Origin of the sequence: Pandoraea sp. SD6-2 (assembly GCF_000389825.1) — a bacterium.
GTDB lineage: Bacteria > Pseudomonadota > Gammaproteobacteria > Burkholderiales > Burkholderiaceae > Pandoraea > Pandoraea communis.
The window spans coordinates 135,141-148,047 of the sequence record NZ_KB944435.1; the positions used below are offsets into that span (position 1 = coordinate 135,141).

At 64.2% G+C, this 12,907-nt stretch carries 15 protein-coding genes; 10 read left to right on the forward strand and 5 right to left on the reverse strand.

What is annotated here, in order from left to right; genetic code table 11:
• Nucleotides 1–318 precede the first annotated feature (318 nt).
• Genes otsB through C266_RS10295 form a run of 3 tightly spaced genes read left to right on the forward strand, consistent with a single transcriptional unit; the run spans nucleotide 319 to nucleotide 3,403 of the window.
• On the forward strand, nucleotides 319–1,140 hold the full coding sequence (gene otsB, locus C266_RS10285) for a trehalose-phosphatase (protein WP_010808039.1): 822 nt from the start codon (nucleotides 319–321) through the stop codon (nucleotides 1,138–1,140).
• The gene (gene otsA / locus C266_RS10290) at nucleotides 1,137–2,558 is read left to right on the forward strand and encodes an alpha,alpha-trehalose-phosphate synthase (UDP-forming) (RefSeq protein ID WP_010808040.1); all 1,422 of its coding nucleotides are present in this window, start codon (nucleotides 1,137–1,139) and stop codon (nucleotides 2,556–2,558) included. The genes otsB and otsA overlap by 4 nt, the downstream gene beginning before the upstream one ends.
• A gap of 35 nt (nucleotides 2,559–2,593) precedes the next feature.
• Nucleotides 2,594–3,403: a crotonase/enoyl-CoA hydratase family protein gene (locus C266_RS10295; protein WP_010808041.1), complete on the forward strand. Its 810-nt coding sequence runs from the start codon at nucleotides 2,594–2,596 to the stop codon at nucleotides 3,401–3,403.
• 33 nt (nucleotides 3,404–3,436) lie between these two features.
• Here C266_RS10295 and C266_RS10300 read toward each other — a convergent pair whose 3' ends face one another.
• The 5 genes from C266_RS10300 to mltG form a co-directional block, all read right to left on the reverse strand.
• Entirely contained in the window at nucleotides 3,437–4,111 is a 675-nt protein-coding gene (locus C266_RS10300; RefSeq protein ID WP_010808042.1) for an ankyrin repeat domain-containing protein, read from the reverse strand.
• A gap of 67 nt (nucleotides 4,112–4,178) precedes the next feature.
• Complete coding sequence (locus tag C266_RS10305; protein ID WP_010808043.1) at nucleotides 4,179–4,961, reverse strand: TatD family hydrolase; 783 nt, start codon at nucleotides 4,959–4,961, stop codon at nucleotides 4,179–4,181.
• A gap of 28 nt (nucleotides 4,962–4,989) precedes the next feature.
• Nucleotides 4,990–6,030 carry a DNA polymerase III subunit delta' gene (holB, locus tag C266_RS10310; protein ID WP_010808044.1) on the reverse strand — a complete coding sequence of 347 codons (1,041 nt, stop codon included), beginning with the start codon at nucleotides 6,028–6,030 and terminating at the stop codon, nucleotides 4,990–4,992.
• Between the two features lie 161 nt (nucleotides 6,031–6,191).
• Nucleotides 6,192–6,854, reverse strand: coding sequence for a dTMP kinase (gene tmk, locus C266_RS10315; RefSeq protein WP_010808045.1), 663 nt, complete (start codon nucleotides 6,852–6,854; stop codon nucleotides 6,192–6,194).
• Nucleotides 6,851–7,846, reverse strand: a complete 996-nt coding sequence (gene mltG, locus C266_RS10320; RefSeq protein ID WP_036662540.1) for an endolytic transglycosylase MltG — start codon at nucleotides 7,844–7,846, stop codon at nucleotides 6,851–6,853. The genes tmk and mltG overlap by 4 nt, the downstream gene beginning before the upstream one ends.
• 187 nt (nucleotides 7,847–8,033) lie before the next feature.
• Here mltG and C266_RS10325 point away from each other — a divergent pair, with 187 nt between their 5' ends.
• The 7 genes from C266_RS10325 to C266_RS10355 all read left to right on the forward strand — a co-directional run bounded on the left by C266_RS10325 (nucleotide 8,034) and on the right by C266_RS10355 (nucleotide 12,907).
• Nucleotides 8,034–9,149: a folate-binding protein YgfZ gene (locus C266_RS10325; protein WP_010808047.1), complete on the forward strand. Its 1,116-nt coding sequence runs from the start codon at nucleotides 8,034–8,036 to the stop codon at nucleotides 9,147–9,149.
• Nucleotides 9,150–9,171: 22 nt separating this feature from the next.
• The gene (locus C266_RS10330) at nucleotides 9,172–9,477 is read left to right on the forward strand and encodes a DUF4936 family protein (RefSeq protein ID WP_010808048.1); all 306 of its coding nucleotides are present in this window, start codon (nucleotides 9,172–9,174) and stop codon (nucleotides 9,475–9,477) included.
• Entirely contained in the window at nucleotides 9,468–10,298 is an 831-nt protein-coding gene (locus tag C266_RS10335; protein ID WP_010808049.1) for an NRDE family protein, read from the forward strand. The genes C266_RS10330 and C266_RS10335 overlap by 10 nt, the downstream gene beginning before the upstream one ends.
• A 378-nt stretch (nucleotides 10,299–10,676) precedes the next feature.
• A complete protein-coding gene (locus tag C266_RS10340) occupies nucleotides 10,677–11,516 on the forward strand; it encodes a beta-ketoacyl synthase chain length factor (RefSeq protein ID WP_010808050.1) in 840 nt (279 codons plus the stop codon).
• Nucleotides 11,503–12,384, forward strand: coding sequence for a 1-acyl-sn-glycerol-3-phosphate acyltransferase (locus C266_RS26775; protein ID WP_010808051.1), 882 nt, complete (start codon nucleotides 11,503–11,505; stop codon nucleotides 12,382–12,384). The genes C266_RS10340 and C266_RS26775 overlap by 14 nt, the downstream gene beginning before the upstream one ends.
• A complete protein-coding gene (locus C266_RS10350) occupies nucleotides 12,365–12,628 on the forward strand; it encodes a phosphopantetheine-binding protein (protein WP_010808052.1) in 264 nt (87 codons plus the stop codon). Before C266_RS26775 ends, C266_RS10350 begins: the two co-directional genes overlap by 20 nt.
• 33 nt (nucleotides 12,629–12,661) lie before the next feature.
• Nucleotides 12,662–12,907 (forward strand): acyl carrier protein, encoded by a 246-nt coding sequence (locus C266_RS10355; protein WP_036662548.1) that lies wholly within the window; start codon nucleotides 12,662–12,664, stop codon nucleotides 12,905–12,907.

Sequence of the window (12,907 nt, forward strand, 5' to 3'; positions counted from 1 at the left end):
CGCGTGCGTGGCAGGTGTGCCGTGCCGCAATCCCCGATGGACCACTTTGCGGCAATTACGGAATGTTATTGCAAACGATTCTCATACTCAATACCTACTTATCCTTCTCTCCCTTGTAGGCCCCATCCGACAGGAATTTCATAGAAAGGACGACCCCCCGTCGCTTTTTGAACGATTAGGATGAATTTATCGGCGCGGATGTCCGCGCTCCCGCCCACCGAACCGCCGCAAGTCACATCTCGTCCACCTTCCCCCTGCGCCCGCCGCACGGCCCCGGATACGACTTCCCGACCTGCGGCACGACAGCGACGGAGTGCCATGCAACCCTTAGCGTCTTCGCTTTACGCCTCGCCGACGACGACACCGGCCGACACGTGCGATGCCGACGTTGCTGCGGTGGCATTCTTCTTCGATCTCGACGGCACGCTAGCGCCGCTAGCCCCCCGTCCCGACGCGGTCCGGCTGCCGCGCGACACCGCCAGCGTGCTGGCCCGCCTGCTCGAGCGTACGAACGGCGCCATCGCGGTCGTCTCGGGGCGTGCCATCGACGAGATCGACGGCCTGCTCGCCCCGCTGCGCGTGGCCGCTGCCGGTCTGCACGGTGCCGAAATCCGTCATGCCGACGGGGAACTGATCCGGGCCGAGGGTCACGCTATCGACACGGTCCTGATCGCGGCGATGGTCTCGCCGCTGCATGCGCTCGTCGCCCTGCATCCCGGCCTGCTGCTGGAAAACAAGGGCAGCGCGCTCGCGCTGCATTACCGCAGTGCGCCCGAGTTGGCGGGCTTGGCACACGACGCGATGCGCGCGCTGGCCAATCTGCATGCCGAGCGCTTCGTGCTGCAACCCGGCAAGTTTGTCTTCGAATTGCGGCCGCGCCACGTCAGCAAGGGCCGCGCTATCACCACGCTACTGAAGGAGGTTCCATTCGCCGGGCGAACGCCACTGTTCGCCGGCGACGATCTGACCGACGAGGCCGGATTTGCAGACGTGAATGCGCTGGGTGGCATCACGATCAAGATCGGTCAGGGAGAGACTTGCGCCCATCACCGGTTACCGTCGCCGGAAGCGCTTACGGCTTGGCTGCTGACATTGCGCCATACCTCCCCGCCCCAACCCTCACAGGAGAATGGAGTATGAGTCGCTTAGTCATCGTGTCGAACCGGGTTGCCCCGATCACCGAAGGCAAACCTACCGCCGGCGGTCTTGCCATCGGCGTGTTCGACGCACTCAAGGACACCGGAGGCATGTGGTTCGGCTGGAACGGAGAAATCAACGCCGAACCGGCGAGCGCGCCCGAGATCGCCCGTCGCAACAACGTCACCTTCGCTACCGTGCCGCTCACGCGCCGCGACTACAACACGTACTACCGCGGCTTTTCGAACGCTACCCTGTGGCCGACGTTTCACTATCGCGACGACCTCGCGCGCTATCAGCGTGACGACTACAACGGCTACCGCCATGTCAACGCACGTTTCGCCGGGTTGCTCGCACCACTGCTCAAGCATGACGATCTGATCTGGGTTCACGATTACCATTTGCTACCGTTCGCGCAAGTCTGCCGTCACATCGGGCTAAAGCAGCGGCTCGGCTTCTTCCTGCATATCCCGTTCCCGTCGCCGCAAGTGCTCATGACCGTGCCGCCGCACGACGCCCTGGTACGCGCGATGTGCGAATACGATCTCGTCGGCTTCCAGACCGAAACCGACCGCACGGCCTTTACCGACTACCTGGTTCGGCATGCCGGGGGCACGCTGCACGACGGTGGCACGGTCACCGTCTACGACCGGACCCTGCTCACGGGCGTCTATCCGATCGGCGTGTATCCCGACGAGATTCAACAGCAGGCGACCGCCCGCGCCACGGTCAAACACATCCTCGATCTGAAGCAAGGGTTGCAGGAACGCAAGCTCATCATGAGTGTGGATCGTCTGGACTACTCGAAGGGGATGCTGGAACGATTCCGTGCCTTCGAGCGCTTGCTGGAACTGTGGCCTAACCAGCAAGGGACGGTGAGCTTCGTACAGGTCGCGCCGCCGAGCCGCTCGGACGTGGCGGGATATGGCGAGATCCGGCGTCAGTTGGAAACCGAGGCGGGCCATATCAACGGCCGCTTCTCCGATCTGGCCTGGACACCGCTTCGCTACATCAACAAACGTTACGATCACGAGGTGTTGATGTCGTTTTTCCGCGCCTCGCAAGTGGGCTACGTCACGCCGCTGCGCGACGGCATGAATCTCGTGGCGAAGGAGTACGTTGCCTCGCAAGACCCTGCGGACCCCGGCGTGCTGGTGCTGTCGTGCTTCGCGGGCGCTGCACAGGAACTGGACGGTGCATTGATCGTGAATCCGTACGATATCGACGGAATGGCCGAAGCGCTGCGCACGGCGCTGAACATGTCGCTGTCTGAGCGGCAAGCGCGCCACGCCACCATGATGCTGACGTTGCGCGAGCATAATCTGTCGACGTGGCGCGACCGCTTCATCGCCGACCTTCGTGCGCCGAAAGGCACCGTCAAGCCAGCCCTGTTGCGCCGACCGCAACCGGCTGCGGCCTGACGAAGGGGGCAGCCCCCGCCGCAAGGAGCCATGCCATGAGCCAACACGCCCCCTCGCCGAGCCCCCCGTGCGTCGAAGTCGAGACCGAAGGGCCGGTGACTATCATCACGCTCGCGCGTGCGGCACGGCGCAATGCGGTTGACCGCCACATGGCCGCCGCGCTGCGTGACGCCTTGCTGACCTTCGAGCAGGACGACAGCGCCAGTGTCGCCGTGCTGTGCGGCAAGGGGGCGTCGTTCTGTTCGGGTGCCGACCTCTCGGCGTTCGACGACCCCGAACGCCGCAACGAGGTCACGCCCGATGGCAGCGGCGACGGCCCGATGGGACTCACACGCCGGCATCTGGACAAGCCCGTGGTTGCGGCCGTCAGCGGTCACGCCGTGGCTGGTGGATTGGAACTGGCACTGTGGTGCGACCTGCGGGTGGCAGACGACTCGGCAACGTTCGGCGTCTTCTGCCGGCGCTTCGGCGTGCCACTCATCGACGGCGGCACGGTGCGTCTGCCCAGACTGATCGGCATGAGCCGTGCGCTCGACATGATCCTCACGGGACGCGCTGTCGGCGCACAGGAAGCCTACGAGATCGGACTGGTGAACCGGCTGGTGCCGGAAGGCATGGCACGCCAGGGCGCGCTCGCGCTAGCGCAACAACTCGCCGCGCTGCCGCAAGGTGCGCTGCGCGCCGACCGCCGGGCGGCTTACGCGCAATGGGATATGTCGCTGGAAGCGGCGCTGCGCCAGGAAGGCGCTGCCGGACATGCGGTGGTGTTCTCTGAGGGCATCGCCGGTGCCAGCGAGTTTCTCGGCGGCGTTGGCCGCCACGGTGCGCCGCGCGACAAGCCGTAACCGGCTGTGCCGCTGCGGCAACGCCCGGTCGTCTTACTTACCTGCCGGACGCGACTGCTGCACCTGTTCAAGACGCTTGCGCAAACCGTCCGCGATTTCCTTCTGATTCGCCTGCGTGGCAAAGTCGATGGCCGACAGCCCGATCTGGTTCTTCAAGCGCACATCCGCGCCGCCATCGAGCAGCACCTTGCATGTCGTGATGTGCCCGCCGCGCGCTGCCATCATGAGCGGCGTGGTGCCATTGGGCGACTCGGCATCGACGTAAGCCGAGGCATCGAGCAGGATCTTCACGATGTCGTCATGCCCATTGGTCGCCGCGTAATGCAGCGGAGCCCAGCCCTTCTTGTTGACCTCCGCATCCTTGTCGATCAGCAACTTGACCATCGGCGCGAGGCCTTGCAGCGAGGCGATCATCATGGCGTTCTCGCCTGCCGCGTTGCTGGCGTCGAGATCCGTGCGTTTGTCTTCGATCAGCAGGCGAGCAACATCGACCGACTTCTCGCGCATCGCGATCACCAGCAGCGGATTGCCCTTCTCGTCCGTCGAGTTCGGATCGACGCCCGCCTTCAGTGCCTGCGCGACAGCCTTCGTATCGTTGAAGACAACCGCCTTGACCAATGCGGAGTTGGACGTGGCGGCCGTGGCACACGCGGTCAGCCAAAGCACACTGAGTAACATCCAGGCTCGGATCATCGAAAATTTGCGCATCGGGGGGCTCCTGTCGGTAGTCCGTTGAATAACGTTAGGGGAAATTCGGTCAATCGGATGATGCGGGTCAGTGCTTTGCGGCCGCGAACAGGCGGAAAAAGTTCTCCGTCGTCGCATCGGCAATCTTCTGCAGGGGCTCGCCGCGCAAGTCGGCGATGAACTCGGCCACATGGCGCACGTAGCCGGGTTGATTGAGCTTACCGCGATAAGGTACGGGGGCGAGATATGGCGAATCCGTCTCGATCAGCATGCGCTCAAGCGGCACGCGTCGCGCCACGTCCTGCAAATCGCGCGCGCTTTTGAACGTGACGATGCCCGAGAACGAGATATAGAAATTCTGATCGAGTGCGCCCTGTGCAACGTCCCAACTCTCGGTGAAGCAGTGCATCACCCCTGCGGGCTCGCCGGCCTGCTCTTCGCGCATGATGCGCAACGTGTCGTCAGCGGCCGAGCGTGTGTGAATGATGAGCGGTTTGCCCGTGACGCGCGCCGCGCGAATATGCGTGCGGAAGCGCTCGCGCTGCCACTCCATCTCCTCGATGCTCCTGCCTTCGAGCCGATAGTAGTCGAGCCCGGTCTCGCCGATAGCGACCACCTTCGGCGTGGCGGCGAGACGCACGAGATCGTCGACGCTCGGCTCCGGCGTGTCTTCGTAATCGGGATGAACCCCCACCGAGGCGTATACGTTCTCGTGCTGCGCCGCGATCTCGAGCACCTGCGGAAGTGTCGGCAGATCGACCGAGACGCACAGGGCGTGGCTCACCTTGTTCTCGCGCATACGCGCGAGCAGGTCCGGCATCTGCTCGGCCAGTTCCGGGAAATTGATATGACAGTGCGAATCGATGAACATGATGTGCGATCGGTGCCGGTGGCCTGCATCAGAGCGATGCCGGTCCGCCAAACAACTGTTTGTATTGCAGGAAGAGCGCCTCGAGCAGCACGCGCGTATTGAGCGGGTGGTTCTGCACCTGACGCTGCTGCGCGAGCTCACGCAGGAAACCCAGCAGGTGAACGTCGTCCGTCGTGTCGCCACAACGGCGCAAAGCCTGCGCGTGCCCCGGGAAAAAGCGGACGGTGCCGGCCATGCGTTCGGCCAGTACATCGAAGCACCAGCGCTGCAACGTCTCCAGAATGCCCGGCAGGCTGCCCTTGTGCAGTTGTTCGGCGCAGGCGAAGGCGTCGATCGCCGCGCCCTGCGCAAGCTGACCGAGCAGCCAGTCGCGCCAGCCGCGCTCCTCCGGCTCAGCCAGCGCCCGCGCCGCAAGCGGCGCTCCACCGGCTTCGGCAAGCACGGCGGCGGCCTTGGCCACGTCGAGGCCGGTTTCGGCCATGAGCCATTGCGAGGCCTGAGCGCCGTCCGGGCGCGTGAGCACCAGACGGCGGCAGCGCGACAGGATGGTCGGCAACAGACGGTCGGGCTGGGTTGTCACCAGCAGGAAGATGACCCCTTCCGGCGGCTCCTCGAGCGTCTTGAGCAACGCGTTGGCCGCGTGTACGTTGAGCGCCTCGGCCGGATACAGCAGCACGACGCGCAGCCCCTGACGGTGCGATCCGATGCTCGCGAAATCGATCACCTCGCGCACCTGCTCGATCTTGATTTCCTTGCTCGGTGTCTTCGTCTTCTTGTCGCCATCCGCTTCGGCGCGAGCCTCGGCCCCCGGCAGGGTATCCGCCAGCACCTCAGGGCAGACGGCGCGAAAGTCCGGGTGATTGCCGCTGGCGAGCCACTGGCACGCACCGCAGGTGCCGCACGGCAAATGATCGTCGCGCGGTGATTCGCACAGCAGTGCCTGCGCGAACGTGCGGGCAAGCTCGACCTCGCCAATGCCCGGCACCGCTTGCAACAGCAGCGCGTGCGGCATCTGGGCGCGCAGATCGTTAAGGCGTGTCCAGTCCTGTGACTGCCACGGATACAGCATGTAGGCTCCTTGGCCGGAAGCGGCGTCTCGGGCGGAACACCGCGCCTAAATCGTGGGTAGATCGTGATGCAGCGTTGCCCTTTGCGGGCTGACGATGTCACGATGCCCCACGGGTGTCCTGCTCGTCGATGGAATAAGCGGATTATCGCGCGTCGGCGCGATCAGTGCCCGGGTAACCCCAGACGGGCGAACACGCCCGCGAGCTGACCGGCAATCGCCTCGATGCTCTGCGCCGCGTCGATCACGACAAACCGGCCACCCGCTTCCCCGGCACGGCGCAGGTACTCTTCACGCACGCGCGTGAAGAACGCCGCCGATTCGCGTTCGAATTTGTCGGGTGCTCTGGCGCCAGCCAGCCGCGCGGCGGCAATCGCCGGATCGAGATCGAACAGGATCGTCAGATCCGGTTGGCGCGTGCCCTGCACCCACCGCTCGAGCGTCGTCAGCTTGTCGATCGACAGACCGCGCCCGCCACCCTGATACGCAAACGTCGCATCGGTGAAACGGTCGGAGACGACCCAGTCGCCGCGTGCGAGCGCCGGTTCGATCACCTTGACCAGATGTTCCCGGCGTCCGGCGAACATCAGCAGCGCCTCCGTCTCGATATCCATCGGCTCATCGAGCACGAGTTTGCGCAGTGCCTCGCCCAGCGGTGTGCCGCCGGGTTCACGCGTGGCGACGACGTTGCGTCCCACGCTGGCGAGGCCCTGACGCAGCGTGTCGACAAAGGCGTTGACGTGCGTGCTCTTGCCCGCACCGTCAATGCCCTCGAAAGTCACGAACTTGCCCGGCACCGCTGCCGGGGACACGGAGGATTGCGTCATTGTTCACCTCGCTGATATTTGTCCACGGCGCGGTTGTGCTCCTGGAGATTCGTCGAGAAATGGCTGGTGCCGTCGCCGCGCGCCACAAAGTACAGCGCATCGGTCGGCGCAGGGTTCAGCGACGCTGCCAGCGACGCCACGCCCGGCAGCGCGATAGGCGTCGGCGGCAGACCGGCGCGTGTGTATGTGTTGTAAGGGGTATCCGTTTGCAGGTCGCGCTTGCGCAGACGCCCGGTGTACAGATCGCCCATGCCGTAAATCACCGTCGGATCGGTTTGCAGCAGCATGCGCTTGCGCAGCCGATTGATGAATACCGCCGCGACCTGCGAGCGCTCGACGGCCTGGCCCGTCTCCTTCTCGACGAGCGATGCCATGATAAGCGCTTCGTAGGGTGTCGTGTACGGCAGCCCCGGTGCCCGGGCGGCCCACGCCTCGTCCAGACGCTTCTGCATCAGACGGTAGGCCCGCTTGTACACATCGACGTCGCTCGTGCCTTTCGGAAAAAGGTAGGTGTCCGGGAAGAACATGCCCTCGGCTTCGGCCCGTTCGGCGCCCACCAGTTGCATGACGTCGGCATCGGGCAATCCGGCGGTATCGTGACGCAATGCCGGGTTGGCATCGATCTCCGAGCGCATTTTCTTGAAAGTCCAGCCTTCGATGATCGTCACCACGTACTGGTTGACGTCACCGCGCGCGAGCTTCTCCACCACCTCGACGGGCGTGACACCGGTCGCGAACTCGTAGTTGCCCGACTTGAGCTTCGTTCCCACATCCATGACGCGGGCAAGCAAATTGAACAGCAGCGGGTGGACCGGCACACCGCCGCCGCGCAATTGCGCGGCCACGCTGCGCACCGAGCTGTACGGCTTGATTGTGACGTCGAGCGTCGGCTTGCCCAGTTGCAGGGGGGTCTGCGCCCAATAATAGAAAGCGCCGCCCGCCGCCAGCGCGGCGACAATCAACAGGATCAACAGGCGTTTGATGAAAGACATGAATTGCAGGGTAAGCCGTGTGACGACAGCAGCGGGTTCGGGGGACTCGGTCAGCCGGATGTGCGTGGCAACGACGGTGTCGACGGGCGCGTATCGCGTGTCGAACCGGGCTCGCACGTTCTGCCGGAAGACCCAATATAATACTTTGACTTGCCGAACCCTCACAGATTGACAGGCTCTCCCGTTTATGACTTCCCAATGGCGTGATCTTCTGCCCCAACCGGCAGCCGCTTCTTCCTCCGACGTGCCGGCCGACGCGAGCGCTCGCGCCGCACAGTTCGAGGCGCTGCAAACCGGCAGTTTCGTCTCGCTCGCCAGCGATACCGGCCTCATCGCCGTGAACGGCGCCGATGCGGCAACCTTCCTGCATGGCCAATTGACCAACGACGTCGAGCGTCTTGGCTCCGCGCAGGCGCGTCTGGCTGGCTATTGTTCGGCCAAAGGACGATTGCTTGCCACATTCCTGATGTGGCGCGACACGTCGGCCGACGCCACGATCTATCTGGCGTGCGACGTCGACGTGCAAACGGCCGTGCAGAAGCGCCTCTCGATGTTCGTCCTGCGCGCAAAGGCCAAGCTGACTGATGGCACCGCAACCCACGTACTTCTTCAGGTCGGCGGCCCTGTCGCCGAGGCCGTATTGGCGAACACCTTCCTGTCGTTGCCCGCCGTAGCGCTGGGGGCCGCACACGCAACGCTTGGCGATGCCTCGACCAGCCTGATTCGCCTGCCGGACGCCGGCACGGCGCGCTCGCTCTCGCGCTTCCTGTGGAGCGTGCCGGTGACGCGGGCTGCCGAGGTGTGGGCGGCGTTGACACAGGCCCCGGGCCTCACTGTCGTTGCCCCTGCCCTTGCGGCATGGCTCGACGTGCACAGTGGCGTGGCGCGTGTCACGACAGCGACGCAGGAACAGTTCGTCCCGCAGATGGTGAACTGGGAGGTCGTGGGTGGCGTGAACTTCCGCAAAGGCTGCTACCCAGGACAGGAAGTGGTCGCGCGCAGTCAGTATCGCGGCACCATCAAGCGGCGCCTGCATCTCGCGCACGTGGACGGCGCACAGCCAGCGCCGGGGCAGGAACTGGTTGAGACGAGCGATCCCGACCAGCCGTGCGGCATGGTGGTACAAGCCGCACCGGCCCCGGATGGCGGCTACGACGCGCTCGTCGAAGTAAAGCTGGCCGCGCGCGAGACCAACGACGTTCGGCTTGGCAGTGCCGATGGCCCTGCCCTCGTGTTCGCCGAATTGCCGTACGAGATCATCGATCCGACGGAAACGCCCGCGTCGTCTGCGACGGCCTCCTGATCCGGCTGCCCCGCGACAGCCCATGGACTGCTACGTCTACTACCGCGTCTCGTCTCACAACGCCGCCGCCGCGCGTCAGGCCGTTGCGCAACTCTTCGCGCTGACGGCAGCGCGCTTCGGTGTATCGGGACGCCTGCAATGGCGTGCCGACGCCTCCGCCAACGACACCACCGCAGGCACCACGACCTGGATGGAGCGTTACGACGACGTGAGCCCCGCCTTTGTCGCGTCGCTAGCACCACTGGCGGTCGAGTCGGGGCTGACGACGCTGATCGAGGGCGACCGTCATACCGAGTGTTTCGTCGACGCGCAACCCCCATGTGTCTGATCGTCTTCTCGTGGCAACCCGACAGCGACACGCCGCTGGTGCTGCTCGCCAATCGCGATGAATTCTTCGAGCGTCCTGCCGAACCGATGCACTGGTGGCACGACCGCCCGGACGTGCTCGCGGGCCGCGACTTACGCGGTGGGGGCACGTGGATGGGCGTCAATCGCACAGGACGTTTTGCGGCACTCACGAACTTCCGGGACGGTCACGCCCCGATGGCGCCGAAGGACGCCCCGTCACGCGGCCTGCTGGTCTCGGCGATGCTCGACGCCACATCGTTCGGCGACGATCTGTCGCGCATCGAACGACATGCTCACGAGTACGCAGGCTTCAATCTGCTCGCGGGAGATTTGCCGGCGGGCAATTTGTTCTGGTTGGGGAATCGGGCCGATCACGTCGGCGGCCATGTGTGCGTGCCGCACGCGGCCCCCATCGCTCACGCTATCGCGCCGGGCATCCACGGCCTGTCCAACGCCGTGCTGGATACGCCCTGGCCGAAACTGATCAGCCGCCGCGACGCGCTTGCCAGCGCGCTCTCGCAAAATGCCGACGACGCCACGCTGTTGCAGATCATGCGCGACACGGTGCAAGCACCGGATGACGCGTTGCCCGAGACGGGCGTCTCGCGAGAATGGGAACGCTCGCTGTCGGCGACGTTCATCGCGTCGCCAGCCTACGGAACCCGATGCACGACACTGCTTCGTTACCATCGCAACGGCCGCATCGACATGGTGGAAGTGACCGTGACACCGGGCCAGTTGCCCAATGTTTTGTCCGATCGCCGCGATTTCTCTTTCGTCGCCGCCCCCCCGCGCACTTAACCGCGCCCTGCCTCGTCTGCGCTTACCTTCGGCGCGTTTCTCAGTTTCGGCATTTAAATTGGGAATTTCCCCTTAGCGATCTCCTGCCATCCTATCTGTATTACGTAGTGGCAAGTCATAATCGACGGAACTGACACTAGGCTCATTCCGATTTCGTGCAAAAACGCCACATTCTTCGTCATACAAACATTTCACCGTCTTACATTTGGCTATAATTGCACGCCAAACTTTCGGGAATGCTATGGAAAGCACGACGCGAAACAGCGTCGGCCTTCTCGCCATATCCGGCCGTTTAAAGTGGCGGCCGAGAAAACGCCTAAGACGGGAATCGCGCGTGGCATAGCAAAGCGGTAATCGCTTTTTTTCCACTAATTCGCCATGCCATATAACATCGACGCGCAAAAGATGCGTCGCGCGCCGCAATGGGCTTCGGGGGAAGTCAGCATTGCGGCACCTACGCCAGTACAAGCGATATCCGCACAAGCGGCGGCGGCAGCATTGGTCAGCCCCGTTGCGCGCTGGAACCTGCCCGTGCGCCGGTGGGCATATCGTCAGTCGGACAGCGCTTCGGCCGGCAAGCCGGACGTCGGCGTGATCGACCCCATGCTGCGCCGCCGGCTGAGTCCGCTCGCGCGGCTCGCGCTGTCGGCCGCCGTGGCTTGCGGCCCGCTCCCGCAAGCGTGCCGTGTGGTGTACGCGTCCCAACACGGTGAAATTCAGCGAACGACGCAAATGCTGGAGGCTCTCGTGCGTCGCGAGCCTCCCTCACCGACCGCGTTCAGCCTGTCGGTGCTCAATGCAACGCCAGGAGTACTGAGCATTGCGCGTAACGACCATTCCGCCATCAATGCCGTCGCGGCATCCGACGATACGCTCGGCTATGCATTGCTCGACGCGTGGACACAACACCGGGAAATGCCGGACACGCCGTTGCTGGTCATTCATGCCTTCGACGCTCCGCCCGCCTGCTACGGCCCGACATCGCGTCAACCCGGCGACGGTGCGAACGCCCTCGCGCTTCTGATCGCGTCTGACGCCACGGCACGTCTGACCTGCACGATGCACTTGCCCACCAAGGGCAGCACCTACGCAGAGCATCACTCGCAAAGCAGCAGCCTGATCACGTCGCTCACGGGGGGTGGCAGCGACATCTGGCACGGTAAGCGCCATGACTGGCAATGGGAATGGCAGGAGGAAGCTCAGCATGCGCATCGCTGACACCCTGCGCCGATGCGAGCCGCTTCGCCGTCGGGCGGCATCCCTATTGCTATGGTCCTGCTTCGCCGTCGGCGGCCTTGTCTTCTCGCTGATCGTGTTTCCTGCGCTGTTATTGCTGCCGGTGTCGGTGCGCCGTCGCCGCCATTACGCCATGGCAATGGTTCATCGCTGTTTCGCATCGCTGGTCGCGGCATGCCGTGCGATGGGCGTGATGCGGTTCGACATCGAGAATGCCGACAGGCTGCGCCATCTCGGACGCGTCATCGTGATTGCCAACCACCCGTCGTATCTGGACGTTGCGGTGTTGCTCGCGCTCATGCCGCGTGCGTGCTGCATCGTCACGAGCCGGCACTGGCGCAACCCGTTCTTCGCGGGCATCGTGCGCGCGGCCGGCTACCTGCGCAACGACGGCGGTCCTTCGCTCGTGAGCGCCAGCGAAGCGACGCTGGCCGATAACGTGCCGCTCATCGTTTTTCCCGAAGGCACACGCAGTCCGTCGCGAGGACGGCTTGGCAAGTTCTCCCGGGGCTTCGCACACATCTCGCTGGCCCATGACTGTCCGATCGTGCCGGTCCTGATCGACTGCGACCCGCCCGCGTATACAAAACAGCACCGGTGGTACTCCATTCCGGTCGTCAAGCCGACGCTGCGCATCCGGGTGCTGGATGCTGCGCTGCGCCCCGGCGTCGCGCTACCGCCCGGCGACAGTCTCGGCGCGCCGGCCTTCCGCCCGGAATTCTGCCGGGAACCCGGTGCCCGCAGCGAGACGAATGCCGCGCAGATGCCTCTGGCCGCGAGACGTCTGACCACGCTCGCCGAACATTTTTTCATCGATCAGATTTCTCAACATGGTTTCTCTAGAACTTGAGATCAAGCAATTGATCGTCCAGGCACTTGAACTGGAAGACATTGGCGTGGACGACATTCTCGACGACGTCCCCCTGTTTGGGGATGGCCTCGGCCTGGACTCCATCGACGCCCTCGAACTGGGTATCGCCCTGCGCAAGCGCTTCGGCTTGCAAATCGAATCGAGCGATGAGACGGCACGCGCGCAGTTCCGCAGCGTTGCCACCCTGGCGCAGTTGTTGCGCGAACGCGGTTGCGCCCAGTAAGGAAACTTTGCGATGAGCACCTTGACGTTACCCCTGTCCGACGACGAAATTCTGTCCCGCTTGCGCGCCATTCTGCACGACACCTTCGAGATCGCTCCCGAGCGCATCACATTGCAGGCCCATCTGTTCGAGGAGTTAGATCTCGACAGCATCGACGCCGTGGACCTCGCCATTCAGCTTCAACGCATGACCGGCAAGCGCATCAAGCCCGAAGAATTCAAGAGCGTCCGCACCGTCGAAGACGTGGTATCTGCGGTACGAACCTTGCTCAACGACTGA